Annotated in this window: 21 protein-coding genes and 1 pseudogene; 11 read left to right on the forward strand and 11 right to left on the reverse strand. The window is 58.6% G+C overall.

Annotated elements, in window-relative coordinates:
* Window positions 1–10: 10 nt before the first annotated feature.
* Complete coding sequence (locus tag AM571_RS32290) at window positions 11–1417, reverse strand: PLP-dependent aminotransferase family protein (RefSeq protein ID WP_245521286.1); 1407 nt, start codon at window positions 1415–1417, stop codon at window positions 11–13.
* Between the two features lie 235 nt (window positions 1418–1652).
* Here AM571_RS32290 and AM571_RS32295 point away from each other — a divergent pair, with 235 nt between their 5' ends.
* From AM571_RS32295 to AM571_RS32315, 5 genes are all read left to right on the forward strand, one after another.
* On the forward strand, window positions 1653–2735 hold the full coding sequence (locus AM571_RS32295) for an ABC transporter ATP-binding protein (protein ID WP_074065005.1): 1083 nt from the start codon (window positions 1653–1655) through the stop codon (window positions 2733–2735).
* A gap of 78 nt (window positions 2736–2813) precedes the next feature.
* Entirely contained in the window at window positions 2814–3830 is a 1017-nt protein-coding gene (locus AM571_RS32300) for an ABC transporter substrate-binding protein (protein ID WP_420493408.1), read from the forward strand.
* Between the two features lie 163 nt (window positions 3831–3993).
* Window positions 3994–5157, forward strand: coding sequence for an ABC transporter permease (locus AM571_RS32305; RefSeq protein WP_237358694.1), 1164 nt, complete (start codon window positions 3994–3996; stop codon window positions 5155–5157).
* Window positions 5157–5972 (forward strand): ABC transporter permease, encoded by an 816-nt coding sequence (locus AM571_RS32310; RefSeq protein WP_074065008.1) that lies wholly within the window; start codon window positions 5157–5159, stop codon window positions 5970–5972. Before AM571_RS32305 ends, AM571_RS32310 begins: the two co-directional genes overlap by 1 nt.
* 362 nt (window positions 5973–6334) lie before the next feature.
* On the forward strand, window positions 6335–7870 hold the full coding sequence (locus tag AM571_RS32315) for a cation:proton antiporter (protein WP_074065009.1): 1536 nt from the start codon (window positions 6335–6337) through the stop codon (window positions 7868–7870).
* A 59-nt stretch (window positions 7871–7929) separates the two neighbouring features.
* Here the strand turns inward: AM571_RS32315 and AM571_RS32320 are convergent, their stop codons facing one another.
* Both AM571_RS32320 and AM571_RS32325 read right to left on the reverse strand, forming a co-directional pair.
* A complete protein-coding gene (locus AM571_RS32320; RefSeq protein ID WP_237358616.1) occupies window positions 7930–9171 on the reverse strand; it encodes a flavin monoamine oxidase family protein in 1242 nt (413 codons plus the stop codon).
* A gap of 224 nt (window positions 9172–9395) precedes the next feature.
* The gene (locus AM571_RS32325) at window positions 9396–10022 is read right to left on the reverse strand and encodes a TetR/AcrR family transcriptional regulator (RefSeq protein WP_074065011.1); all 627 of its coding nucleotides are present in this window, start codon (window positions 10020–10022) and stop codon (window positions 9396–9398) included.
* Between the two features lie 84 nt (window positions 10023–10106).
* On the opposite strand from AM571_RS32325, the gene AM571_RS32330 reads away from it, so the two are divergent.
* Window positions 10107–10847 (forward strand): NIPSNAP family protein, encoded by a 741-nt coding sequence (locus AM571_RS32330; RefSeq protein ID WP_074065012.1) that lies wholly within the window; start codon window positions 10107–10109, stop codon window positions 10845–10847.
* Window positions 10848–11325: 478 nt separating this feature from the next.
* On the opposite strand, the pseudogene AM571_RS32335 reads toward AM571_RS32330, so the two are convergent.
* Window positions 11326–11778 (reverse strand): annotated as a pseudogene (locus tag AM571_RS32335) (LysR substrate-binding domain-containing protein); the annotation flags it as partial.
* Between the two features lie 464 nt (window positions 11779–12242).
* Here AM571_RS32335 and AM571_RS32340 point away from each other — a divergent pair.
* A complete protein-coding gene (locus AM571_RS32340; RefSeq protein WP_074065013.1) occupies window positions 12243–12713 on the forward strand; it encodes a transposase in 471 nt (156 codons plus the stop codon).
* Window positions 12714–13003: 290 nt separating this feature from the next.
* Window positions 13004–13612, forward strand: coding sequence for a hypothetical protein (locus AM571_RS32345; RefSeq protein ID WP_074065014.1), 609 nt, complete (start codon window positions 13004–13006; stop codon window positions 13610–13612).
* Window positions 13613–13670: 58 nt separating this feature from the next.
* On the opposite strand, the gene AM571_RS32350 is transcribed toward AM571_RS32345, so the two are convergent.
* From AM571_RS32350 to AM571_RS32370, 5 genes are read right to left on the reverse strand one after another with little or no spacing between them, the layout of a single operon-like run.
* Window positions 13671–15188: an ABC transporter substrate-binding protein gene (locus tag AM571_RS32350; protein ID WP_074065015.1), complete on the reverse strand. Its 1518-nt coding sequence runs from the start codon at window positions 15186–15188 to the stop codon at window positions 13671–13673.
* Window positions 15189–15207: 19 nt separating this feature from the next.
* Window positions 15208–16911, reverse strand: coding sequence for a dipeptide ABC transporter ATP-binding protein (locus tag AM571_RS32355; protein WP_074065016.1), 1704 nt, complete (start codon window positions 16909–16911; stop codon window positions 15208–15210).
* Window positions 16908–17759, reverse strand: coding sequence for an ABC transporter permease (locus AM571_RS32360; RefSeq protein WP_074065017.1), 852 nt, complete (start codon window positions 17757–17759; stop codon window positions 16908–16910). The genes AM571_RS32355 and AM571_RS32360 overlap by 4 nt, the downstream gene beginning before the upstream one ends.
* The gene (locus AM571_RS32365; RefSeq protein ID WP_074065018.1) at window positions 17756–18694 is read right to left on the reverse strand and encodes an ABC transporter permease; all 939 of its coding nucleotides are present in this window, start codon (window positions 18692–18694) and stop codon (window positions 17756–17758) included. The genes AM571_RS32360 and AM571_RS32365 overlap by 4 nt, the downstream gene beginning before the upstream one ends.
* 51 nt (window positions 18695–18745) lie before the next feature.
* The gene (locus AM571_RS32370) at window positions 18746–19636 is read right to left on the reverse strand and encodes a proline iminopeptidase-family hydrolase (RefSeq protein WP_074065019.1); all 891 of its coding nucleotides are present in this window, start codon (window positions 19634–19636) and stop codon (window positions 18746–18748) included.
* 128 nt (window positions 19637–19764) lie between these two features.
* Between AM571_RS32370 and AM571_RS32375 the strand changes: the two genes are divergently transcribed.
* On the forward strand, window positions 19765–20547 hold the full coding sequence (locus AM571_RS32375; RefSeq protein ID WP_074065020.1) for a LuxR family transcriptional regulator: 783 nt from the start codon (window positions 19765–19767) through the stop codon (window positions 20545–20547).
* A gap of 105 nt (window positions 20548–20652) precedes the next feature.
* A complete protein-coding gene (locus AM571_RS32380; RefSeq protein ID WP_074065021.1) occupies window positions 20653–21567 on the forward strand; it encodes a proline iminopeptidase-family hydrolase in 915 nt (304 codons plus the stop codon).
* Between the two features lie 437 nt (window positions 21568–22004).
* Here AM571_RS32380 and AM571_RS32385 read toward each other — a convergent pair whose 3' ends face one another.
* Window positions 22005–22967: a 3'-5' exonuclease gene (locus tag AM571_RS32385; RefSeq protein ID WP_074065022.1), complete on the reverse strand. Its 963-nt coding sequence runs from the start codon at window positions 22965–22967 to the stop codon at window positions 22005–22007.
* A 441-nt stretch (window positions 22968–23408) separates the two neighbouring features.
* Here AM571_RS32385 and AM571_RS32395 point away from each other — a divergent pair, with 441 nt between their 5' ends.
* Window positions 23409–23915, forward strand: coding sequence for a hypothetical protein (locus tag AM571_RS32395; RefSeq protein ID WP_074065024.1), 507 nt, complete (start codon window positions 23409–23411; stop codon window positions 23913–23915).
* A 165-nt stretch (window positions 23916–24080) separates the two neighbouring features.
* Here AM571_RS32395 and AM571_RS32400 read toward each other — a convergent pair whose 3' ends face one another.
* A complete protein-coding gene (locus AM571_RS32400; RefSeq protein ID WP_074065025.1) occupies window positions 24081–24497 on the reverse strand; it encodes a helix-turn-helix domain-containing protein in 417 nt (138 codons plus the stop codon).
* Between the last annotated feature and the right edge of the window lie 102 nt (window positions 24498–24599).

The following is a 24599-nucleotide window of genomic DNA, read 5'->3' on the forward strand; positions in this document are numbered from 1 at the left end:
AGGCGATTGCTCATACATGACCGATCAACGCCCGGGGACGGTCGGCGAGCGTCGAAGCGATGATCCGCAGCGCCGTCGTCAATTCTTCGCGCGAGGCGGCACATCCAATGTTGACACGGACGGCATGCTCGACTGGCTGCCGATCGCAAGCAAAGGCAGCAGCCGGCATCACCGCGACGCCGTGAGCACGCAGGTTGGCGGCGAAATCCTCCGCCCGCCAGGGTGCCGGCAATCGCAGCCAGACAAACATGCAACGTGGATCCGCTGCAAACGAGTGGCCTGCCAGAATAGTGGTAACAAGCGTGTGGCGGGCCCGAAGTTCCGAAAGCTGGGCCCTCAATATGGCCTGGGCCGTGCCATCCTCTAGCCACCGGCTTGCAATAAGGAGCGGCAACGGCGCAGGCATCCAGGCCGTTGTGCGCACTGCTTCGGCAGTCACCTGCGCAAGGCCCGGCGGGCAGGTCAGATAGCCGACGCGCAGGCCCGGTGCCAACGCCTTGGACAGGGCCGAAATATGGTAGGTCCTGTCTGGCGCAAGCATGGCGAGCGTCGGAACTCGGGTACCGAGCATCGGTCCATAGACGTCGTCCTCGATGATCACCACGTCGTGGCGTTTTGCCACCGCAACCAGTTCGCGGCGGCGCGCTTCGCTCATCGTCACGACACTTGGATTGTGCATCGAAGGAACGGTGAACACCGCCCGAACTGTTTCGCGCCGGCAGGTATCCTCCAGCTCGCTTGCCGACATGCCCTCATCATCGCTGCTGATGCCGACGATGCGAAAGCGAAACATCTGCGCGAGCGCCTTCAGGCCATAATAGGTGAGCCGATCCGAGACGATCACGTCGCCAGGCTCGATCAGGCTGCTGACGGCTGCCAGAAGAGCGTGCTGTGCTCCGCTGGTGACGACGATATCGGCAGCGGACGGTTCGAAGCCGTTGAGCCCGATCCAGCGCCGGCCGGCAGCGCGTGCCCAGGCTGCTCCTTCGGGCGGCTGGTAATCCTGCATTTCACAAAAGCGCGGATCGGCCGCAAGCCTAGGAAGTGTTTCGGCAAGGCGGCTTTGGAAATCATCGACGGCCGGCCGATTGACGGTAAGGTCAATGACGCCGCTCGGCGGCGTTGTGCGATCGACGCGCGGCATAGCGCCTTGCCTCATCACAATCGTCCCGCGGCGTGTACTTCCCACCACCAGATTGAGGTTCTGCAGCTCGCGATAGGCTTTGGTCACGGTCGAGACATTGACCGAACGCTCCTTTGCCAGATCCCTTTGCGGCGGCAACTGGCTCCCGGGCGCAAGCTCGCCGGATCGGATTTTTGCCTCGATCTCGCCGGCAAGCTCGAGATAGGCGGGTCGGCGCTGCGAGCGCTTCAGCACCCCGCCCTTTGTGTGGTCCTCATGCATTTCTATCGGCATACAAATTTCCGTATCTGCTTTAGAGCGCCAACCCGCAGGTCAGGCGGTAAAGCACGCGTTCTCGCTTTCCTTCACTATCTGGTTGCATGCTATCATTTTTTTCTATGCATTTCGAGAGGCAGTTAACTGCCACACAAAATTATTTGTCTTGCTTGACAAAGTTAATTTCAGCAGGACAATATCAATCGCACACCGGCAAAAAGGCAAAGAACCTGACGGTGACTGGAGGTCTTTCATGAATGAGCCTTTCATCGCCTTCCAAGGCGTCCGCAAATCCTATGACGGCAAAAACTTCGTCGTGCGCGGGCTCGACCTCAGCGTCGCAAAAGGTGAATTTCTCACTTTGCTTGGCCCCTCCGGCTCGGGCAAAACCACGACACTGATGATGCTTGCCGGCTTCGAAGCTCCAACCCATGGCACCATCACGCTCGCCGGCCATCGCATCGATAGCGTACCGCCGCACCGTCGTAACATCGGTGTGGTCTTTCAAAACTATGCGCTTTTCCCGCATATGACCGTTGGCGAAAACGTGGCATTTCCACTCAAGATGCGGCGCCTCGGCAAGGCGCAGACCGCCGAACGCGTGCGCCGCGCACTCGACATGGTGCGGATGGAAAGCTTCCAGACGCGCCGGCCGAACCAGCTTTCCGGGGGCCAGCAGCAGCGCATCGCATTGGCCCGTGCGCTGGTGTTTGAGCCGCAACTCATCCTGATGGACGAACCTCTTGGCGCGCTTGATAAGCAATTGCGCGAACACATGCAGCTCGAGATCAAGCACCTCCACGGCCGCCTTGGCATAAACGTCGTCTATGTGACCCACGACCAGAGCGAGGCACTGACCATGTCGGATCGCGTCGGCGTCTTCGATGACGGCACGCTGCAGCAGGTCGCCCCGCCGCATGCCCTTTACGAAGCGCCGGCAAACCCGTTCGTTGCGACCTTCATCGGCGAGAACAATGCCATCGCGGGCGAAGTGGTCGAGCTTGTCGGAAAGACCTGCCGGATCAGGACCGCCGACGGCTCCATCATCTCGGCTCTTGCCGGCGACGGCCTGAAACAGGGAACGCGAACAACCTTGGTATTGCGCCCGGAGCGCATCACGCTGTCGTCTCCTGCCGAAACTCCAAACCGCTTCCCGGCCCGCATCGTCGAACTGATCTATCACGGCGATCACATGCGGCTGCGCGTTCAGGCCTGCGGCTGCGATGACGTCCGCATAAAGCTGCCTGCTGCATTGGCGAACACGTTTCGGACCTGCAGGGACAACATCGTCATCAGCTGGGCGCCGGAAGACTGTCGGGCGCTGGCTTTAGCGTGAGAGCGAAATGCTGAAATTGCATTCAACCAGAACAGGGGAACCAACATGAACCGCATCTCGATACTGCTACACACATCCATGCTTTGTCTTGCCATGAGCGCACCGGCACTTGCAGGCGATACGATCACGGTAACGTCGTGGGGAGGCGCATATACCAAAAGCCAGGAAAATGCCTTCTTTGGTCCCTATTCGAAGGAGACCGGCGTCAAGATCCTGCAGGACGAGTGGGATGGATCCACCGCAAAATTGAAGGGCATGGTGGAAACATCCCAGGTCAACTGGGATGTCGTCGATGTCGAACCTGGGCATGCGCTGCAGGGTTGCGACGAGGGATGGCTGGAAGAGATCGACTACTCCAAGCTCGGCGGCAAGGAGGCCTTCATCGACGGCGCGGCAATGGACTGTGCGGCAGCCACCATCGTTTTCGGCACGATCTATGCCTATGATGCGTCCAAATTCTCCAATGGCGGGCCAACGACGATGGCCGATCTTTTCGACACCAAGAAATTCCCCGGTCCGCGGGCTTTGCGCAAAGCGCCCAAGACGACGCTGGAATTTGCTCTGATCGCCGATGGGGTGGCCCCGGCCGAGGTCTATGACGTCCTGGGTTCGCCCGAAGGCGTCGATCGCGCCTTCAAGAAACTCGATACGATCAAGAAAGACGTCAAGGTCTGGTGGACAGCCGGTGCCCAACCGCCGCAGCTTTTGGCCGACGGCGAAGTGCTGATGACAACGGCGTGGAACGGACGCATCTATGATGCCGTCAAAAATAGCGGCAAGAATTTCAAGATCGTCTGGGATGGCCAGGGGATGGACTTCAACCTTTGGGCCCAGCCGAAGGGATCGCCGCACAAGGAGGCAGCCGACAAGTTCATCGCCTATACGATGAACCCGGACGTCATGGCCCGGCAGTCGCAATACATCTCCTACGGCCCGACGCTGAAGGCGGCAATCGCCAAGGTTCCGGCCGACATCCTGCCCGACCTTCCGACGGCGCCCGAAAACACCAAGAACGCCTTCGTGGTCTCGGCAGAATTCTGGGCCGACCATGACGAGGAGTTGACCGAACGCTTCAACAAGTGGCTGGCGCAATAGTCCTCGCTCGGCGGGCGGGCTTTTCCTCCCTGGGCCTGCCCGCCCAATGTATTGCGAATGAAGGTGTGCCATGGCGGTTACGCTTAACGACGACGTCATCAACAATTCCATCGAAACGGCGCCTCTTGCCCGCCGGCTGCGTGGCCTGCGACGGAGGGGGCAGATGAGAGCCCTGCTTCTCGTCGCACCGCTGATGCTCTTCCTGGTGGCAATCTTCATCGTGCCGATCGGCATGCTTCTTACCCGAAGCGTCGACAACCGCGAAGTAGCGCGAACGCTGCCGAACACCGTCGCGATGCTTTCTTCGTGGGACGGCAGAACCGTACCAGACGAAGCGATCTATGCCGCCCTCGCAACCGACTTGAAGGCATCGTCCCGTGAGGATGTAGCCGAGATCGCCAAACGGCTGAATTATTACGAAGCCGGTACGCGCTCGATGCTTTTGAAAACCGCGCGCACGATCCGCAATGCAAAGTCGCCCTACAAGGATGCCTTCGTCGCAGCGGACGCTCAATGGGAAACGCCCCGTTATTGGCATCTTCTCAAGCGGGCAATGCCTGAGCTTACCGCTTTCTATCTGCTCGCAGCGTTGGACATGAGCCGCGACGAGACTGGCGCTATAACGACAGTCACACCCGAAAACGCTGTTCATATCGATGTACTGCTGCGCACCTTCGCCGTCAGTGCTTCGGTGACGCTGCTGTGCCTGCTGCTTGGTTATCCACTTGCGGCATTGATCGCCCGGTCCAAGGGAAGCACGGCCAACACTTTGCTGATCCTCGTGCTATTGCCCTTCTGGACATCGCTGCTGGTGCGTACGAGCGCCTGGGTCGTGCTATTGCAGAGCCGCGGCGTGGTGAATTCCGCTCTTGCATGGCTTGGCGTCATCGATCCATCGCAGCCGCTGGAACTCATCTACAACCGCATCGGCGTCTTGATCGCGATGACGCATATCCTTCTCCCGTTCATGGTGTTGCCCATCTACAGCGTCATGAAGAGCATCCCGCCGGTCTATTTGCGCGCCGCCTCCTCGCTTGGTGCACCACCGCTGTCGGCCTTCTGGCGCATCTATTTGCCGATGAGCATGCCAGGCGTCAGCGCCGGCGGACTGCTGGTCTTCATCCTTGCCCTCGGCTACTACATCACCCCAGCGCTCGTCGGCGGTCCGCGCGACCAAATGGTCAGTTACTACATTGCCTACTACTCGAACCAGGTGACCAACTGGGGGATGGCGGCGGCATTGAGCGCCATCCTCCTGGTCGCCGTGCTGATCCTTTACGCCGTCTACAATCGCATGGTCGGCATCGATCGTCTGAGGATAGGCTGATGAATCACTTTCTCTCCGTTGAACGCCTGCTGCCCATCCTCCTATGGGTTGCCGGCGGCACTGTCGTCGTCTTCCTGATCGCGCCGATTATCGCCATCATGCCCCTGTCGTTCAACGAAGAACCTTTCTTCACCTATCCGATGCCGGGCCTCTCGCTGCGCTGGTATGAAGAATTCTTCTCCTCCGATGTCTGGCAACTGGCACTGAGGAACAGCATCATCGTCGCCGTCTGCACCACACTGTTGTCAACCGCACTCGGCACGTTGGCAGCAATTGGCCTCAGCCGGCCGGAATGTCCCTTTCGCGCCACGTTGACTGCCATACTGATTTCACCGATGATCGTGCCGGTCATCGTCTCGGCGGTCGGCATCTATTATGCGTTTGCTGCCGTCGGTCTGCTTAACAGCTTGACCGGATTGGTCCTTGCCCATACCGCAATCGGAGCGCCCTTCGTCGTCATTACCGTGACGGCAACACTTGCGAGCTTCGATCACAATCTGATGCGTGCAGCCTCAAGTCTTGGCGCAACGCCCCTTGAAGCCGTGCTGCACATCATGCTGCCGATCATCGCGCCGGGTGTCGTGTCGGGTGCGCTATTTGCCTTCGTCACGTCCTTCGACGAGGTGGTGATTGCACTTTTCATCGCTGGTTCGGAGGAACGCACCCTGCCCCGTCAGATGTGGAGCGGCGTTCGCGAGACACTGAGCCCGACGATCGCTGCCGTCGCAACACTGCTGATCATATTCTCCACGCTGTTTCTCGCTACCATCCAGTGGCTGCACCGGCGCGCCGAACGCCAAAAACTTATGCACTGATCGGGCTTTGCGCCAAGCGTCTGGCGTGCTGTTTTTCTTTTAACAGCTCCCGCAGCTTGCAGGCGGCGGATTTCCAAGGCGCGAAGCTTTGCCGAAAGAGTTCGCTTCAACGCAGAGCCGCTGCCCTTCCTCCCGATCATAAACGCCTTGTTACGACGCAGGATGTTGATTGTACAATTGTGGTCGGCCGCAATACCGGCCTATCTGTAACATCAAGTTCCTGTTTGTGATTCAAAATATACCACGACAGATGAAACCGACCGGGGCGCCTGGCAGCAAACGCTTGATGCTCTTGAAGCACTCAGACTGGCCATCGTCCTAATACGAGAAGCGGCAAAGCAATACGATGGGAGGTCTCGTTTATGAGTTTTTTTGAAAGCCTCCTCGTCTTGTCCCTCGCGGCGATCCTGCTTCTGCAGGTTTCGCGACGTCTGTCGGCTCCCTATCCTTCCCTGCTTGCAATGGCGGGCGCTGCAGCTGCGCTTGTGCCGGGAATCCCATATGTCTCACTTGAACCTGAGATCGCCCTTGCTTTGTTCATCGCGCCAGCACTGATGGACGCGGCATTCGACTTTCCCGTCGGAACTGCCCGCCGTTTCTGGTTGCCGTTACTGGTCTTTGCCGTCGGTGGCGTGGTTGTCACAGCATTCACCGTTGCGCTTGCAGCGTCATGGTATGCCGGCCTGCCGCTTGCGGCCGCACTCGTCCTTGGGGCGATTGTCGCACCACCCGACGCAGCAGCGGCGACTGCGATCCTTTCAGGGGTGGCGATACCTCGCAGCACAGATGCCGTCCTGCGAGGCGAAAGCCTTTTCAACGACGCGGCCGCCCTTCTCATCTTCGGCGCCGCGCTCGCGGTACACTCAACGGGGAACCTTGGTGTCACCGTCGGCCTGCATTTCGCCCTTGCGGCTCCCGGCGGCATCCTGCTCGGTATTTTGGCGGCTTTCGTCGGCAAGAATCTTTCCGGTTTCGTGTCCGGCACCTTGGGTGGAAATCTGCTTCAGTTCGTCCAGACGTACCTGGTTTGGATTCTTGCCGAACATCTGGGGCTGTCGGCGGTGCTTGCGGTCGTGGCTATGGCCATGGCAATGGCAAGCAGTGTCGCGACATCTGCGCGTATGAGGGTCCAGTCCTATGCGGTCTGGAGTGCCGTCGTCTTCGTCCTCAACATCATGGCATTCCTGTTAATGGGCATGCAGATCAAGGGCATCATCGCAGCCATGCCGGAGGGGCAGCTCATGAGGGCCTGCACATTCGCTGCGTTTATCGTCGCGATCGTCGTTCTCGTACGGTTTGCAGTCTGCATCGGCTACAATCGTATCCTGGCTCGCCTTGCACGGCGGCGCGGACGAACTCAACCAGCGACGCTCAAGCAGGCGATTCTCGCCGGCTGGTGCGGAATGCGAGGACTGGTCACGCTTGCGACAGCATTCGCGCTGCCAAGCGATTTTCCTCAGCGCGATACAGTCGTGCTGACTGCTTTCGCAGTGGTTCTTGCAACACTCGTCATTCAGGGACTGACGCTTTCACCCTTGATCCGATGGCTGGGTCTCGACGGTCGCGCAGCGGCAGCCGAGGAGCTGCGCGCCCGTCGCGCGCAGATTACAAGGGCCGGCATCCACGCGCTGGAGGATCAGACCGGCCCGGAGGCGGAGCTTCTGCGAGGCAAGTTTCTGATCGAGCAGCAAGCTCTCTTCAGTGTTGCAGGACCCTCCTCGCTCGAACCTTACCGCAAACTCGCGCTGGGCTCGATTGCCGCCCAACGCATGGAGCTTGAGCGTCTTCGTTCCGACAATGAACTCAACGTCGATGAATACAATCTGCTGCTTGAGGAGATCGACTGGAAAGAGCTGGCTGTTCTGCCGCTCGAAGAGCGGAAGATTGAGGAAATCTGAATTCCGCAAGGCATACCGCGTGTCCGGCGAAAACGTTTGAAGCGCTTGCCCTTTCCCTTTCAGGCGATGGTCTTCATAAGCTCCTGCGCCGCTGTCACTCCAGTATCAAATGCGCCGTGTGCAGTCGAATAGCGTTTGGCCGAACAGGCTTCACCTGCAAAGAAGATGCGATTGTCAAGCGGAGCGGCAAGCGTTCTTCGAAGGTTAGAAGCGCCAGGGCTGGCGTATGAATAGGAGCCCCCGATGTGAGGATCGGAGCTCCATGCCGAAAAGGAGATCAATGAGAGCTGCCGTCCGATGTCGGAGCCCAAAGCGCGTTTCAGTTCCCCGAGTGCGAACTGGAACGCTTCATTTGGCCCCCCAAGTTCCAAGTCATATGCCAGATCCCCTGCATAATATCCCTCCACAACGGGATTTCCGAGGGGCCTGATTTGGTAGGCACCTGTGCGACGTTCGCGATAGGAGCCCAAGAGATGACTGTCCAGCGGCAGGGCGTGTGGGCTTTCCACCTTCATGAACAGTTTGTTCGCAAGGCCGAGGGGAAGGCGGGAAGCTGCATCGATTTTTTCGGGAAGCGGGGGAATAAACGCGATACGCTCGCTCGCAAGCACATTCGTAGAGACGGTGACGATGACTGCCTTGACACGGAATTGGCCCTTCGATGTCGAAATGACGACATGATCGGCGGCGCGATGGTCGATGCGTTCCACGGCGGTTTGCAGCTCGATCGCAAGAGGTCCGGCATAGGCGGAGACAACCGTTCCGTAGCCTTCACGTACTCGCCAGTCGGGTCCGGGACCGGGTTCATACCGCTGGAGGTCGACAACCGACGATCTATCAAGTCCGGCTCCCGTGATGAACGCACCGACCGCATGGACATACTCGTTCCACTTGCCGCCAGCCTGCAGCATGCTCGAAAGCGCCTTATCCTCGCCCTCATGGGAATTGATCCTCTCAAAGAATGCTTCGAGAGCACCGATTGCGGAGCGGGCCTCAGCGTTTGTGTCGAGGCGGCGTCCTCCCTCGTCCCATGGAGCGCGGGTTTCGTCGATCGTAAGTCCAAGGTCTTGGGCGATCGCAGTCCAGGCATTCGTTCTTGCCCCATGCAGCCAGCCGCATCCGACGTCAAGGGCGCCCAGTCCCGCGCCGAAATGCTCCGTCCTCGCCCGCCCTCCTATACGTGCGGATGCCTCAAGGACGACGAAGCAAAGGTCCGGTCGCGTCGCCATGATGTGCCGGCCCGCCGCTATACCGGCTGCGCCCGCGCCAATGATCGCCACATCCACTTCGTTGCCGTTCACGATGGTGCCTCCCGATTTAGCTCAGACCAGCTCTGGTGATCCATATGCCCCAGTGCCGACACAGGTCCAGACAGTGCCGGAGAAGAGCTGCAGTCATTCTTCGCTTCCATCAGCCCCGTGTCGAAGGAGATGCGGCCCAAAGTCAGGCGATCTTTGCTGAAAGCGTCGCTTGAGTATCTTGGAGCCGTCAAGATGCGCGCTGCGCGTTTTGCGCCGCTGTCGTTTCATGATGTCTGGCTCGGACAAAAATCAAGGTATCTCAGCAGTTCCTGGCCGCAGTCTTTGACAGCAGAACTGCTCTGGCTTGCCTTCGCGATCCCCATTGCCCCCCAGTATGATGCAATTACGAAGATTGCTGCGGCCTCGGCATCAAGGTGAGCGTAGTGTCCGGCGAGTTGGTCCGCGCGAATTTTTTGCGCAAGTTTGCCCCTCCATTGCGCGAGAATTGCGATGGCGGCCTGCCGCATGGCGCCATCTTGTGCGGCCGGTTCGCTCATCAAGTTGCCGAGCGGACATCCAGACACGAAGCCCTGTTGATCCAGTTCTCGGATGATCTTGGTGAATATGGCTTCTACGCCGTCGGATGCCGTCTTAGCCTGTGATATCGGCTTGATCCAAGTTTCCTCGACCGCGTCGGTGACATTGCCGTTCAGAACCGCAAGACCCAGCTCCTTCTTGGTCGGGAAGTGATGTGAGAACGCTCCGCCTGTTACGCGCGCCGCCGCCTTGAGATCCTGTACGGTCGTAACGCCGTAGCCGCGGGTGGTGAAGGCGTTGAAAGCGGTGTCGACGATTCGCTTTCTTACACCTTCCGGATCATTCGATCTTCGTTTCTTCAGAGGTCCAGGCATGGAAGGTTTTTGTAACACGGCTTGACAAACAGGACAACCGACCTGTAATTAAAACAGGACATGCATCCTGTTTATGAGGAATCGATGCGCCACGCCTCGTCGGTCGACAATGTCTTCGAGCTCCGCCAGTACCGTCTCCACCCGGGCGCTCGAGAGACTTTGATTACCGTTTTCGACCGCGAGTTCCTGGAGACACAGGAGGAGGCTGACATACGCGTCGTGGCTCAGTTCCGCGATCTCGATGATACCGACAGCTTCGTCTGGCTGCGCAGCTTTGCGGATATGGAGGCGCGACGAGAGGCGCTCGGCCGCTTTTACAATGGCCCCACCTGGGCTCGCCATCGTGACGCAGCCAACGGCACAATGGTCAATTCCGACAATGTTCTGCTGCTGCGCCCCGCCAGCTTCGATCCGACTTTTCAGCTGCCCGCCACAGAGCGGCCGCGCTCCGGCAGCACTTTGGAGTCGTCTGCACTGTTTCTTTGCTCGATCTATTACGCTGCGCCGGGCAAAGAGGAGGCCTTTTCAGCCTTCTTCGAAAATGAGCTCCGCTTACCACTTCTCGAAAGCGGCGCGACTATCCCTGCAACCTTCCTGAGCGAACACAGCGCCAATACGTTCCCAAGACTGCCGATCCGAGAAGGAGAATCGGTCTTTGTCGCTCTTTACCGTTTCGCGACGCCGCAAGCCTATGCCACTCACCTCGGCGCACTTGCAGCGTCGCGGAAGTGGACCGAGACAATCCAACCGCAAATCATGCAACGCACCTGGCGCGAGACCGAGGTGCTGAGGCTCTCACCGACGTCACGATCGTTGATGCGTTAGTTTTTTGCCAAAGCCCCCAGCAACGGCATCCGGGGGCTCCTCATTCCCCTCGGTCCAGGCACCGAAGGGCCGCCGACCATGTGTGTGGGCGGCAAGACATCGTCGCAGGCTCGCATTGAGCTGTCTCTGCTCGATGCGATGATAGGCTGAAAGTCCGATCGTCCGCCTGCCCTATTCGCGTCAGCTCAAGTGATGTTTAGGGGTAGCCATCCAGCATAGCGATCCGAACATGCCTCCGCAGCTGGCGCCGATCGATCAGAACCCGAAAATTGCCCAACATCAAAACCTATTTCAGCTGGATGCCGCTCCATAGGACAAGGCTCCTCAAATCGGTGCACGTCTTAACGACCGTGGCAAAAGGCAATCGACAAATTTCCCGCGTCTTCCATTGTCGCAATGGACGCCACATAACGACCTGTGATGCTTCATTCAGAAAGTCTAAGATGGCCACCGCCTTGGTCTGAATATTCCGCCCATTTCAGTAGGGTTTGGATCGACACACATAGTCCACGAGCGCACGGAGCTTCAGCGGCTGCCTTTGGCGCTTGGGATAATAGAGATAAGAGCCCTGAAACGGTGGACAGAAATCCTCAAGCAGCGGCACCAACTCGCCGCGGTCGAAGTATGATTGAAACGTTTGCACCATGCCGAAGGTCACCCCCGCTCCGGCGCAAGCCATACGGACCATCACCCCCATGTCGTTTGTGGTGACCGCGGGATCAACCGCGACGTTGAAATCACGTCCAGTCTCGACAAACTCCCAGCGATAGGGTGCGCTATCAGGACGAGGCCGCCAGCCGATACAGACATGATCGTGAAGCTCGACAGGACGCCGGGGGCGGCCATGGCGCTCCAAATAGCTGGACGATGCAGCAGCGCATTGTCTTTGCGGTGCAGAAACCGGCACAGCGATCATATCCTGCTCAATGACTTAGCCGATCAGGACTCCCGGCAATGAGAATCTTCCATCCCGGCATTGTTGCCTTGATCGCTGACCTGTTGTCACCTTGAAAATGATCGGTTGAAGTTGTCGGGCACCGGACCTTTTGAAGGTTCACGCAGCGTTGGTAAGTGGCAATGGATCAGGCGCATCAGATCGCCAATCCTGCCCAGGCAAGCTGACAAGAGGGTCATCGCTCATTGCTTAGATGGTCTCCAGGGTCGTGTGGCGGCAACGCACCACCCACTCGTCGCTCACCTCCAGCAGTCATGCGTCGGCGAGCCTGAGGATGGCATCGTCGGCGTCGATATTTCCGTTCAAGCGCCAGTCGCGCATCGGACATCGGCATAATATCTCCGGCTTCTTCAACGACTGCAAGTCAGGAGGCTCGCGGTAGTGTTGACTCTGAAGTTCACTCAGCCGAAAACAGGTGATCGAGTAGAGAGGAAGTAATGATGGCTAACGAGAACACCACAGGACCGGTTGCTGCAGTTGAGGCGACCGATACAGAGGCAAAAGCACCTGCCGCTAAGAAGCAGAAGCCAAACCAGCGTCCGAAGACGGCCGCCGAACCGGCGCGAGCCGCGGCCAAGGCAAGTGCCGCAAAGTCACAAGTCACCAAGCCCAGGACGTATAGCGAACAGGAAAAGACCGGTAAGCTCAAGCTGATCGAAAAGGCGACAACCGAAGGCAAGAGCACCCTCAAGGATGCGATCAAGAGCGCCGGCATATCGGAGCAAACCTACTATAACTGGAAACGGACCGCGACGCCCGCCGTTCAAAGGAACGAGAAGCCTGTTCCGGCCAGCGATGAGCTAGCAGATCTTGTTCAGCTCGAGAAGGAGAACCAGAAGCTTCGCAAGCTTTTGGCCGATAAGTTGCGCTCCGAAAATACCGAGCTGCGCAAGAGGCTTGGTCTGGATTGATCCAGGACCGACGTCGTGGAGGCGGTCAACTTCTCGATTGGCCGCTTCATCTCCTTACCACCAAAGGCTTGTTTGCCTCCAGTCTCTGCGTTGAGGAGCGCGATCGCACAGCGAATGGCTCCTGCGCAAAGACCGATACCTATTGGATTGTTGGCGTGAAGAATTCGTCATTCTCTCGCACACTGGCCAGTTGAAGCGCGCGGCAAGGCGAGATATGGGTTCGCCAGCAGGAACTGAGTGACGCAGATCGACGCTTGCTATTTCCGCCATTTGTTTAAGGTTGAAACCATATGAAAACGCCACAACGGAAATTCGTTGTTGAATTTAAGTCGGGTCGACGACAGACGAAGGAGCGGACGAACTCAATTTGGGGTGACACCGATCTCAAGGCGCTGGTTCGTGAAGTGGAAGATAAGGCGCCGTATCTGTTCAATTCAAATGCGGCACCTGGCAGGCCTGACGAGGGCGCAGACATAGCGTCTGATGCGATGAACTCAGGCTCTGCTGGCGCAAGCGCAGGCGAGACCAGCTTTGCGGGAGCATCGACATCATTACGTGACGGCGAAAAGGTCGACCTTCCACAACAAGATGAGACCACTGTTGCGACTGCCGAAGTTATCGAACCGATACGAAAGCCGGTGGTTCGACCCAAGAGAACATCAAACGGCACTCCTCGAAAGCGTGTCAAGCGCGGTCTCGCCGGCGCGACCTCGCATGTTGAGATGGGAAGGAACCAGCCCCAAAGCGCGGATGCGGTGACTGCTCGGAATGCCGTTTCCCTCGAGGAAGTAACTACACTTGATGCAGAAAACAGGCGGCTCAAGAGGTTACTGGCTGAACGGCTTCATGCACAGAACTTGGAGCTCAAGAAGATGCTCGAGCGGTTTGGTGTCATGTAAGAAAGTCAGGATCGCGCAGCGCCCGCGACCCCTAAAGCCGCGGGCATGAACAGAACAACTACTGGTTCTTCACGGTGTCTTCCAGGAAGAACCGGCCAAGCGGGTTCTGGTAAAAATTCTCCACGTTCTTGCGCGCGACATTGATGTAGGGGCTGTAGTAGAGATCGATCCAGTTCACGTCTTCCTTGGCCATCTTCTGCAGATCGAAATACATCTGCTCGCGCTTGGCCGGATCCAGCTCCTGACGCGCCCTGGCGACAAGGTCCTTCACCGCATCACTCTTATAGTTGGTCATGTAGTTGTTATTGGAGTCGTGTCCGAGAACGAAGGTCGTCTTTTGGTCCGGGTCGAGAATATCGTTGGTCCAGTAGTTGACTGAAATATCGTATTCGCCGTTGACAGTCATATCCCATTCCTGGCTGGGATCGACCTTCTGAAGATTTGCGGTAATTCCGGCCTTGGCGAGCTGCTGCTGGATCAACACCGCCGTCTGCTCGTCCACCTCATCGCCGGCACGCAGCAGATAAGTGAGTGTCAGGTTGGGGAAGCCGGCATCCGCCAGCATTTTCTTGGCCTTTTCCGGATCATAGGGCCGCTCAAGGTTGTCAGCATAGTGATAGAGCGCGCCCTTCGGTATGTAGGAATTGGCGATCGTACCCTGTTTGAACGTGACGGCATCAATGATGGCCTTCTTGTCGATCGCCATGTCGAGTGCCTGGCGCACTTCCTTCTTGCCGAGACCGCCATGGGCGTGGTTGATCAGCAGATGGTCCTCGCGGGTCGAAGGATCGGTAAGCACGTTGAGGTTCGGGTCCTTCTTCAGTTCCTCGACGCGCGAGAAAGGCACGAAAATCGCCGCATCCAGTTCCCCCGCCTCAACGTTCAACATGCGCGTATTGTCGTCAGGGACCGAGATCCATTCGACTCCGTCGAGCTTCACCCGATCCGCCTGCCAGAAATGCGGGTTTTTCTTGAGGATGATGCGGTCACCGCGTCGCCACTCCTCCACGGTGAAAGCGCCCGAAGCGATCGGCTTTTCGCCATAGGCTTCAGCGCCCACCGATTCCATGCCCGCCTTTGAAATGACCGAGGCATTCGGAAGCGCGAGGGTTGAAAGGAAGGGCGCAGAGGGGTTCTTGAGCTTGATTGTCAGCGTGCGGGGATCGGTCGCGGTCAAAGTGTCGATCACCTTGTAGGAATCGCTCCAGAGGGAGCCTTCGTCGTCGCGAATGCGCAGGAGGCTGAAGACGGCATCTTCGGCCGTCAACGGCGTTCCGTCGGAGAATTTCGCGTCGCGGATCTTGAAGGTATAGGTCAGGCCGTCGTCCGAGGTGCTCCAGCTTTCGGCAAGGCCGGGCTCCAGCTTGGTGCCGGTCTTGTCGACCCGCACCAGCACGTCGTAGACGTTCGAGAAGACCCAGTTGTCGATGTTCTGCGCCGTCTTGATCGGGTCGAATGTCGTTGAATCCTCGCGACGGCCGATCGTCAGGACGCCAGCCGCTTGCGCATAGCTGGCGCCGAGGGTGAGGGCAGTGGCGAAGGCGGCAAGCCCGATAGATTTCCACCTGATGGTCATGATGTCGTTCCCTTCGTTGTTATGGCAGGCATTTGATGGACTGCACCGGTTCGCCCAGCGCTGGCTCGACGCCTTTGAGCCGCGGCTTGTCCGGATCGATATCTGGGATCGCCGCGATCAGTGCGGCGGTATAGGCATGCCGAGGCCGCGAAAAAACCTCTTCGGACGGCCCCTCCTCGACCACTTCGCCGCGATACATGACGACGGTGCGTGTGCAGAGATGGCGCACAATCGCCAGGTCATGGGCAATGAAGATCAACGTCAGGTCCATCTTGGCCGCCAGATCTCTAAACAGGCCGATGATCTGCGCCTGGATGGTCACGTCGAGCGCCGCCACGCATTCATCAGCGACAATCATCCTGGGATTTACAGCCAGTGCCCGCGCAATGCCGGCCCGTTGGCATTGGCCGCCACTCATGCTGCGCGGCTTTCGGTGTGCGAAATCGCGGTCGAGCCCGACGAGATCGAGCAATTCGCCAATGCGTGCCGGAATGTCGCGTTTTGCGACGGTCGCCTGCACCGTCAGCACCTCAGCCAGCGTCTGGCCGATCGTCAACCGTGGGTTCAGCGCGTTGAACGGATCCTGGAAGACCATTGCCGTTTCCCGCCGCAGCTTAGCCAGTCCCGCCTTCCTGTGCTGGGCAAGGTCAATCCCGTCGAAACTGACATGGCCGGAAGAGATCGGGGTCAGACCGAGAACGGCGCGGGCGAGCGTGCTTTTGCCGCTGCCAGATTCGCCGACGATGCCGACCGTCTCGCCCGGCATGATCTGCAGGCTGACGCCGGAAACCGCGCTGACTGTCTTGGCGACAGCGCCTTTAAAGAGCCTGCCGCCGGAAGGAAAGCGCACATGCAGATCGTCGATCTCGAGAAGCGGTTTCAACGCTACTGCCGAGCGCGGGGTCTCGCTTTCGGCGCAGACGCCAATCTCTGGCATGGACGGATGACTATGGATGAGGTTGATCGTATAGGGGTCTTTCGGACGAGAAAGGATAGCCCGCTTCGGGCCTTCCTCCAAAAGCCTGCCGCCGCGCATAACGGCGATACGATCGCATGTCTGTGCCACGATGCCGAGATCATGGGTGATGAGGATGATGGACAGCCCGCGCTTGTCCCGCAGGTCCATCAAAAGGTTGAGAATTTGTGCCTGGATGGTTACGTCGAGCGCCGTCGTGGGCTCGTCGGCGATCAGGATCTTCGGATTGCAGGAAAGCGCCACGCCGATCATCGCGCGCTGGCGCATGCCGCCCGAAAATTCGTGCGGATAGCTGTCAAAGTGCCGAACGGGATCCGGAAAGCCGACCTGCGCCAGAATCTCGACGGCGGCCGCGCGCCCATCGCGCGCATTGAGGTTCTGATGATAGCGGATACCTTCTGCAATCTGGTCGCCGATGCGCATGACTGGATCGAGATGGCTGGTAGAGTTCTGGAAGATCATGCCGATTTCGCGGCCGCGCACGCTCAACATCTCAGCATCGCTGACGGCGGTGAGATCACGGCCCTCCAGAAGCACAGTGCCTCTCTCGATCGTCAGTCGCGAGGAAGGCAGGAGGCGAACGAGCGAGCGGCAGAACAGGCTCTTGCCGGAGCCACTTTCGCCGACGAGACCCAGAATGTCGCCTTTTGCGAGATCAAGCGACACGGCATCGAGGAGAGTGCGGACCCCACTGTCGAGATGCGCTTTCACGGTCAGGTCGCGGACGGAAAGAACGGATGCGCTCATTCGTGCACTCCGAGGCGCTCGCCAAGCGCATCGCCGAGCATGCTGAAGCCGAAAGCGAGGCAGACGATGGAAAGCCCAGGAAACAGGGTAATCCACCAGGCCGTGGTGATAAAACTTTGGCCCTCCGCCACCATAACACCCCATTCGGCCACTGGCGGCTGCACACCAAGGCCGAGATAGCTGACGGCCGCGCCGCTGAGCAGCACCAACACCGCATCCGACATCGCAAAGACGATCGACCCGGCAATCGCGTTCGGCAGCAGGTGTCGGAACATGATGCGCATCCTCGAAAAGCCAAGGCTTACGGCGGCCACCGCATAGTCGCTGTTCTTGAGCACCAGCATCTGCGCCCTGATCAGCCTGGCATAGGAGACCCAGCCAACCAGTGCCATGGCGATGTAAAAGCTGCCGAGCCCCGGTCCGAGGATGGCGATGATGGATAGCATCAACACCAGGAAGGGAAAGGCGAGGATGATATCCACGAGCCGCATGAACAGCGCATCGACGATGCCACCGAAAAAGCCGGCGATGGTGCCAACCGCGGTGCCGATGAGAAAGGGAAAAGCGACGCCGATCAGCGCGATCTGCAGGTCGATCCGCGTGCCCCAGATGACGCGGGAAAGCACGTCGCGGCCGAAGTTATCCGTACCGAAGGGATGCAGCAGCGAAGGCGCCTGCAGACGGGCGTCGCCGTTTTGAAGGATTGGGTCATAGGGTGCCAAAACAGGCGCGCTTGTCGCCAGCAGGACGAAGAACAGCAGGAGGCCCGCGCCGGTCACAAGCATCAATTGCTTGCTGAAGATCGTCCGCCAGCCGACGGCACCTGAAGTGAGGGTATCGACGGTCATAGCCTCACCCTCGGATCGATCGCGACGGTGACGATATCGGCGGCGAAATTGACGAGCACGGTGGCGCAGGCAAAGACCATGGCAACGCCCTGGACCACCATATAGTCGCGCGAGAAGATGGCGCGCACGAGAAGCTGCCCCATTCCGGGAAGCGCAAAGACGCTCTCGACGACGACGGTGCCACCGACGAGCCAGCCGATATTGACCGCGAGAAGATTGACGGTGGGCACCAGCGAATTCGGTACGACATGGCGCCAGAAGACGATGCGTTCGGGCATGCCACGGGCACGCGCCGCCGTCGCTATGTCTGATTTAAGCGATTCGATCATTGCCGCCCTGAGGCTGCGCGTCAAAACAGTCGAGAGCGACAGAGCCACGGTCAAACTGGGCAGAATCAGATGTGCGAGCTTATCGCCGAGTGTTGCGCCATAGCCCGAGACCGGCAGCAGGCCGAGCTCGACGCTGAAGAGGATGATGAGCATCAGCCCGAGCCAAAAGGGCGGGAAGCCGATGCCGAACGTGGAGACGATACGCACCGCATGATCGGGCCTCTTGCCGGCATTGCGCGCGGCAATCGCTGCCATCGGCACGGCGATCAGGATCGAAAGAACAACGCTGGAGGCGACGAGTGCAACGGTTGGCTCGATGCGGGTGACGATCAATCTCAGCACGTCGATCTTGTAGAGGATCGACTTGCCCATTTCGCCATTGGCGAGGTTTTTCAGAAAGTACAGATATTGAAGCCACATAGGCTGATCGAGGCCGTACTGGGCACGGATACTGGCTATTGCGGTCGGCGTGGCGCGCGAGCCGAGCAGGTTGCGTGCCGGATCGCCGGGGATCAGCCGCACCAGAATGAAGGTGATGACGCTGATGCCGAAAATGACGGGCAAAAACTGCAAGGGTCGGGTGAGAACGAACCTATAGCGATACATGCCGATGCCAGCGCCTCCGTATTGTTCGAATTTCGGTCGCCATTGTCTGCATCAGTTGCGCCTGTGTCGGGACAAGAAATCGATCAGCACCGGATAGTAATCTCCGGGGTTTTCGTAAAATGGCATGTGACTGGCATTGGCAAAGACCCTGAGCTCGGCATTCGAAATGGCAAGCTTCATCTTCAGTGCGCAGGCCGGCGTCAGTTCATCGTGCTCGCCGGTGGTGATCAGTGTGGGTACGTTGATGCGCGGCAGGTCGAGAATACGGCTCCAATCCTTGAGGTTGCCGATATAGTGGAATTCGTTCGGCCCTTGCATGGTTGCATATGGCCCCAAGTTCCAGTCGTTGAGCGACCGGCGCACCGGCGCCGGCCACTCCCGCAATCGGCAAACGTGGCGGTAGTTCAAAATAGTGATGGCTGCGAGATATTCCGGGTGGTCGTAGCTGCCCTGCGCCTCGTGCTTCTGCATCATGGCCACCGTCTCGGGACCGAGCGCGGCGCGCAACCGCTCCAGCTCGGTAATGAGATGGGGCATGTCGGCGACCGTATCTTCGAGGATCAGCGTCTGCAAGTTTTGTGGGTAAGCGAGCGCATAGTCGATTGCCAGCCAACCGCCCCAGGAATGGCCGAGCATATGCACCTTTCCGAGCCCCAGGGTCTTGCGCACCGTCTCCGTCTCCTCGACATAGCGGCCGATCGTCCACAGCTCTGGGCTGGTCGGGCGGTCCGAAGCGCCGGTGCCGAGCTGGTCGAAGGCCACCACGCGATAGCCCTTGTCGATAAGACAGGAATGCGCATCGCGCAGATAGTCACAGGGAAGTCCCGGCCCGCCGTTCAGGCACAAGATCGTCTCGGGCCCGGAGCCGAAGCTATAGGCGACGACCTTATAGCCATCGACTCCAATTTGGTGTCGCGCCTCGGGTTCGATTTCACGCCACATTGACCGCTCCGGCGAAGATTCTCCTTGCTCAATATTTGAGCATGTCTAAATTTTTATCTCAAACGACGGTCCGCGCCAGCTATAAGAAGTGATAGGGTCGTCCAAGGAATACGAGCCGGAGCCAGCCGATGCTTGACGAAATCGAAACCATCAGACGCCAGTTTACTGTTCATCAGACTCTCGATGGCCGCATCGATCAGATCTTCGAGGCGATGAAGGCAATCGGCTTCGAGGCGCTGATTTATGACTATACCCCGGTGGCTTATGATCTCGACGGTGCGATCATGGTTCCGTCGCTGCTGAAGCTTCGCAATATTTGCGGTGACATGCATGATTACTGGTTCAACCGCGGCTATTTCCGCATCGATCCGGTGCAGCAGGTCGCGCTTCGCACCTCGACACCCTTCTTCTGGAGCTATGATGCCGACGCCGACACGCTGATCCGCCGCTTCATGACCGAGGACACCGCTCCCGTCGCCCGCTATCTGAGCGAAAGGGACATGTCGACCGGAGTTACGGTGCCAATTCATATGCCGCGCGGAGACTATGCCACAGTCACCGGCATCCGCTTCGGGGGCAACAAGGAATTCGAAAAGCACGCCCTGCGCTATATCGCCGATTTCAATCTCCTTGCACATGTGTTCCATGAAGCGGCTTACAGCCTCTTCGATGCCGACGTCTTCCAGGTCGGCAAGGCCAGGCTGACGGAACGGGAGCGCGAATGCCTGCGCTATTCGGCGGACGGATACTCCGCCAAGGAAATCTCGCGCATCATCGATCGATCGGTGCCGACGGTGGTCATGCATCTGACCGCCGCGGCCAAGAAGCTGGGCGCCAAAAACCGCACGCAGGCCGTCGTTCGCGCCACCCATTATCGTCTTCTGGAAGAGCGCTCATCCTATAACTTGTGATAGCTGCCGCGCTCCCAAGCACCGCGCTATGCTTTCTCAATTGCTCGCCGCAGCGTCGCGTGTCACTCGTGGCGCGCAAAGGCGGCTGTGACACTTCGAATCTGAATGGAGATCCATGTGGCCGCAATTGCGTCGAAGGAAGCCTTTCTGCCCTTTCGCGAGTACCAGACCTGGTATCGCATAACCGGCTCGCTCGACAGCGGCAGGTTGCCACTCGTTGTCGCCCATGGCGGTCCTGGCTGCACCCATGACTATGTGGATTCCTTCAGCGGAATTACCGAAATAGACGGCCGCCCGGTCATTCACTACGACCAGCTCGGTAACGGCAATTCCACCCGTCTGCGGGAAAAAGGTCCGGATTTCTGGACGCCGGCGCTCTTTCTGGAAGAACTGGATGCGCTCCTGAAGCAGGTCGGCATTCACGAACGGTATGCCTTCCTCGGCCAGTCTTGGGGCGGCATGCTCGGCGCCGAACATGCCGTGCGCCGACCGAGGGGTCTGAAGGCGCTCGTCATCGCCAATTCCCCAGCCAACATGCATACCTGGGTCGCGGAAGCCAACCGCCTTCGCGAACAGCTGCCGCAGGAGGTGCAAGATACGCTCTTGCGACACGAGCAGGCCGGAACGATTACCGACCCCGAATATGTCGCCGCCTCGCGCGTCTTCTATGATCGCCATGTCTGCCGCATCGTACCCTGGCCGCCGGAAGTCGCCCGCACCTTCGCCATCATGGACGAAGACAACACTGTCTACCGCAACATGAACGGCCCGACGGAGTTTCATGTCATCGGCACGATGAAGGATTGGGCGATCGAAGATAGGCTGCCGCTCATCGAGGCGCCGACGCTGCTGATCTCGGGCAAGTTTGATGAGGCAACCCCGCTGGTCGTCAAGCCCTATGTCGAGCGCATCGAGAGATGCGAATGGGTGCTCTTCGAGCAGTCGAGCCACATGCCGCATGTGGAAGAGAAGGCACTCTGCCTGGAGACGGTTTCGGCATTCTTGCGACGACACGATTGACAAGTGCAGTCAAGCGGGCTGACGCAGACCCAGCGCCGAGGTGCTGGAAAACACTGGCCGTGGCATTTTTGGGCAGCCTTGATCGCTTCACAACGGCCGACTGCGGGTACAAGCGCTGGCCCAGGACCGCGATCTCTCGAATTGGCCAGAGGCTCCGTCCCGAGGGTTCACACCGTCTGGATAGGCCGCATCAGCGGTTTTCAGCTTGATTTTCGCATCAGGACGTTTCACCGCGCCTGCCAAGGAGGTGCGACAGGTTACTTCACAGATCCTTGGTCAACTGCCTGAAGTGGAAAAGGACTGTTGCTTTCGCCCACCACCCTGGTCGTGGTCGCTCACTCTTCGACGATTTGCGGGGAAGTGTCTTCAAGATGCAGTCATGGCGCAAATCCAGTCGCGTATTCGCTGGCCAGCCATCGCGCCAAGAGCAGCGGGCGCTAGTACCTGAAGCGGTCAAAGGCGGTGAGCCGCTTGATCGGTGGATCTGCGTCATCGAAGCGATAGACATGCGTGCGCAGATAGCGGAGTTCGTCATCGAGTGCGTCTTCGGCAACCTCGATCCACCAGGACCTCGGACGCCCGTCACTGCCATCCGACCAGCGATAGCCGCGTGCTTTCAGTTGATCCTTCATGTCATAGGGGCTGTTTTCGGCAAAGATGCGGGCGCGTGATCGCTGGCTTGCCTCGTAGAGCTCGGCAAAAGGCGTTGGTCCCGATACTCCTCCGCCCTCTGCGAGGACCTCGAGGAGAGCAAAGCAGTCATCGACCGCCCGGTGGCCCTCATGAAAATAACCTGCCTGGCCGATCAGATAACCGAGCTTTGTTCCTTCAAAGCCGCGCGAGGCCCAGTCAATTTCAGAAACCGAACAAGCCCAGGCTTTTCCAGCAAAGATTGTTGAAAAGGTCTCGCAGAACGGCCGGTCGAAGCCGGCATTGTGGGCAATTACGAGGTCAGCGGGCTCGACGACAGCACGAAGCTCATATGGATCAATCATCTGATCGGCCACCATGTCGTCGGTGATGCCGGTGAGACGCGTGATCTCCTTCGGGATTGGAATGCTGGGCTGCTGAAGAGCGCTATAGACACCGATGACATCACCGATATTTCCCGCTTCATCGAACGTGAACGCAACTGCGCCAATCTCGATAATCTCGTTCTTGCGATGATTGAGGCCGGTTGTTTCAGTGTCGATGATTACGCCTTTCAACGGAAATTCGGGGCGCGCAGCCGTGATCACCAAACGTGGCTCGAGTTTCCTCAGGATACGGTAGCGGCCAGTCTCGTGGAGTTGCCGCACCATATCATCTTCGCTCAACGCAGCCGGAGAATGGTTTGGCGAGCCTTTGCCCTTTGCAGGCGCTGCCCCGTTAGCATCAAACAGATCGAACTGCTGGGTCATTCGCTATCTCGGCCTCATTCCCTCTGCGGACTGCCTCGTCTGCCAAATTCGCTATAGGACATTCGCCCCAACAAATCAGGAAGAAAGTTGCCCCAGTCGGCATCCCTGCCTCTCGGCCAAAGTTAATGAAGCAGGCATGCCATACCGGCTCTTCTTAATATCGACAAGGGTCGTCGCCAAGCAGCCGGTGCGATGCCACCGGACCCCTTTCCGGACATGGCCGAGCGGCAGAAAGATGTCATCCACCTCCTTCGTCAGAAGCTTCGGCGCTCGTTGGCGCGTCACCGGATCGAGCGCAGCCTTCCACGCCTTATGAACATCTTACCCCGCTTGAAAGCGCGGGATTCGCGGGCCGCAACCGTCAAGCTGTGCTGCGCGTGCATGATCGACGACGGCTGATTTGGATCCCCTGCCGGGCAAGCTAGCGCTTCGAGAGGCTTCTTGATCGTGCTAGGATCAGATCTTTCTGCTAAGGGTGCGTTGGTGATGATGATGAAGGGTAACTGCGCCGGCGGCGGCCATCGAACGATCCCGAGGCTCTGGGGTGTCATATTCCTGCTCGTTGCAAAGACGGCATTCGCCGACACCTTCGCGGATACGAATGTCGTGTCTGTCATCGAAGGTGGACACTGGCAAGAAGACGGCGCCGGTGAAGGAAGTTACCGTATCATCGTTGTGAACCAGGGCTTTGAGCACGTATCGTCGCGCGTCGTGGTGGAATGGAAATCAGTGCCTACTGAAACAGGTGAGGCCAAGATCGTCCACTCGGTGGAACTGGTTAAGGGTGGCTTTTACAGCATAGGCACGCCAGAACTGACTTTGTCGCCGGACGGGGCTCGTGTCGAGTTGAGGGGCACCTCTACCTACGGGCCCGCCGTGCCAGTCGTTTGTCGTTTCGATCTCTCTCCTGGCGGCAAGGTTACCCTGATCAAAGGGTGTGAGGAATAACGATCGGTGCGGGCTTGAGCGGCGGAAACTGCGTGAATGGCCGCCAGGCCATGTCAATTGCCCGGCTGTCGCCGCAGCTCAGGGCCAACTGCTGCATCTTGCTGTTGTCGGTTTTGCAACTGCTTGAACAGCTGCCTCCAACCTTCATGGGCCGGAAATCGAGAGTCAGTCGTCGCCTTCCAGGGACGCCAGCGACTTTACCAGACCCACGATCTTTTGCCGTATTCGAGCGTCTTTTACCGCAAGGAATGCGCGGTTTAGTGCAAGCCCCTCGGCGGTGGATATAAATCCCGTCAGATCGTCCATGCCCTTTACTAAAGCTGATTCACTCTCATCGGCTCCCGACATTCCTTCGAAAAAGAATGAAACAGGGACGTTCAAACAGTCGGCAATGCCTTGAAGCCTACTCGCGCCCACCCGGTTGCTGCCCTTCTCGTATTTCTGTACCTGCTGAAACGTGACGCTGACCCGTTCGGCAAGCGCCGACTGGCTCATGCCAAGCACCCGTCGTTGCATGCGGATTCGCCTGCCGACCTCGATGTCGACTGCACTTGGTTCCTTTGCATTACCGGCTTTATTCATGATCTCTCCAATGCGCCTTAGGGAACTAAAATGAGATTGTGCCAGTGTGGAAAACGTTGTCGATTGATCCAATCTAGCTAGTTCTTCAAGACGTGTCCCTTT

The sequence above is a fragment of the Rhizobium etli 8C-3 genome (genome assembly GCF_001908375.1).
Classification (GTDB): domain Bacteria; phylum Pseudomonadota; class Alphaproteobacteria; order Rhizobiales; family Rhizobiaceae; genus Rhizobium; species Rhizobium etli_B.

Coding starts and splice junctions, on each gene's coding strand:
- AM571_RS32370 (WP_074065019.1), bottom strand. CDS start 19,636: ATGTGGCGTGAAATCGAACCCGAGGCGCGACACCAAATTGGAGTCGAT.
- AM571_RS32345 (WP_074065014.1), top strand. CDS start 13,004: ATGAAAACGCCACAACGGAAATTCGTTGTTGAATTTAAGTCGGGTCGA.
- AM571_RS32310 (WP_074065008.1), top strand. CDS start 5,157: ATGAATCACTTTCTCTCCGTTGAACGCCTGCTGCCCATCCTCCTATGG.
- AM571_RS32380 (WP_074065021.1), top strand. CDS start 20,653: ATGGAGATCCATGTGGCCGCAATTGCGTCGAAGGAAGCCTTTCTGCCC.
- AM571_RS32350 (WP_074065015.1), bottom strand. CDS start 15,188: ATGACCATCAGGTGGAAATCTATCGGGCTTGCCGCCTTCGCCACTGCC.
- AM571_RS32290 (WP_245521286.1), bottom strand. CDS start 1,417: ATGCCGATAGAAATGCATGAGGACCACACAAAGGGCGGGGTGCTGAAG.
- AM571_RS32305 (WP_237358694.1), top strand. CDS start 3,994: ATGAGAGCCCTGCTTCTCGTCGCACCGCTGATGCTCTTCCTGGTGGCA.
- AM571_RS32330 (WP_074065012.1), top strand. CDS start 10,107: ATGCGCCACGCCTCGTCGGTCGACAATGTCTTCGAGCTCCGCCAGTAC.
- AM571_RS32375 (WP_074065020.1), top strand. CDS start 19,765: ATGCTTGACGAAATCGAAACCATCAGACGCCAGTTTACTGTTCATCAG.
- AM571_RS32385 (WP_074065022.1), bottom strand. CDS start 22,967: ATGACCCAGCAGTTCGATCTGTTTGATGCTAACGGGGCAGCGCCTGCA.
- AM571_RS32360 (WP_074065017.1), bottom strand. CDS start 17,759: ATGACCGTCGATACCCTCACTTCAGGTGCCGTCGGCTGGCGGACGATC.
- AM571_RS32355 (WP_074065016.1), bottom strand. CDS start 16,911: ATGAGCGCATCCGTTCTTTCCGTCCGCGACCTGACCGTGAAAGCGCAT.
- AM571_RS32340 (WP_074065013.1), top strand. CDS start 12,243: ATGGCTAACGAGAACACCACAGGACCGGTTGCTGCAGTTGAGGCGACC.
- AM571_RS32315 (WP_074065009.1), top strand. CDS start 6,335: ATGAGTTTTTTTGAAAGCCTCCTCGTCTTGTCCCTCGCGGCGATCCTG.
- AM571_RS32300 (WP_420493408.1), top strand. CDS start 2,814: ATGCTTTGTCTTGCCATGAGCGCACCGGCACTTGCAGGCGATACGATC.
- AM571_RS32295 (WP_074065005.1), top strand. CDS start 1,653: ATGAATGAGCCTTTCATCGCCTTCCAAGGCGTCCGCAAATCCTATGAC.
- AM571_RS32365 (WP_074065018.1), bottom strand. CDS start 18,694: ATGTATCGCTATAGGTTCGTTCTCACCCGACCCTTGCAGTTTTTGCCC.
- AM571_RS32400 (WP_074065025.1), bottom strand. CDS start 24,497: ATGAATAAAGCCGGTAATGCAAAGGAACCAAGTGCAGTCGACATCGAG.
- AM571_RS32325 (WP_074065011.1), bottom strand. CDS start 10,022: ATGCCTGGACCTCTGAAGAAACGAAGATCGAATGATCCGGAAGGTGTA.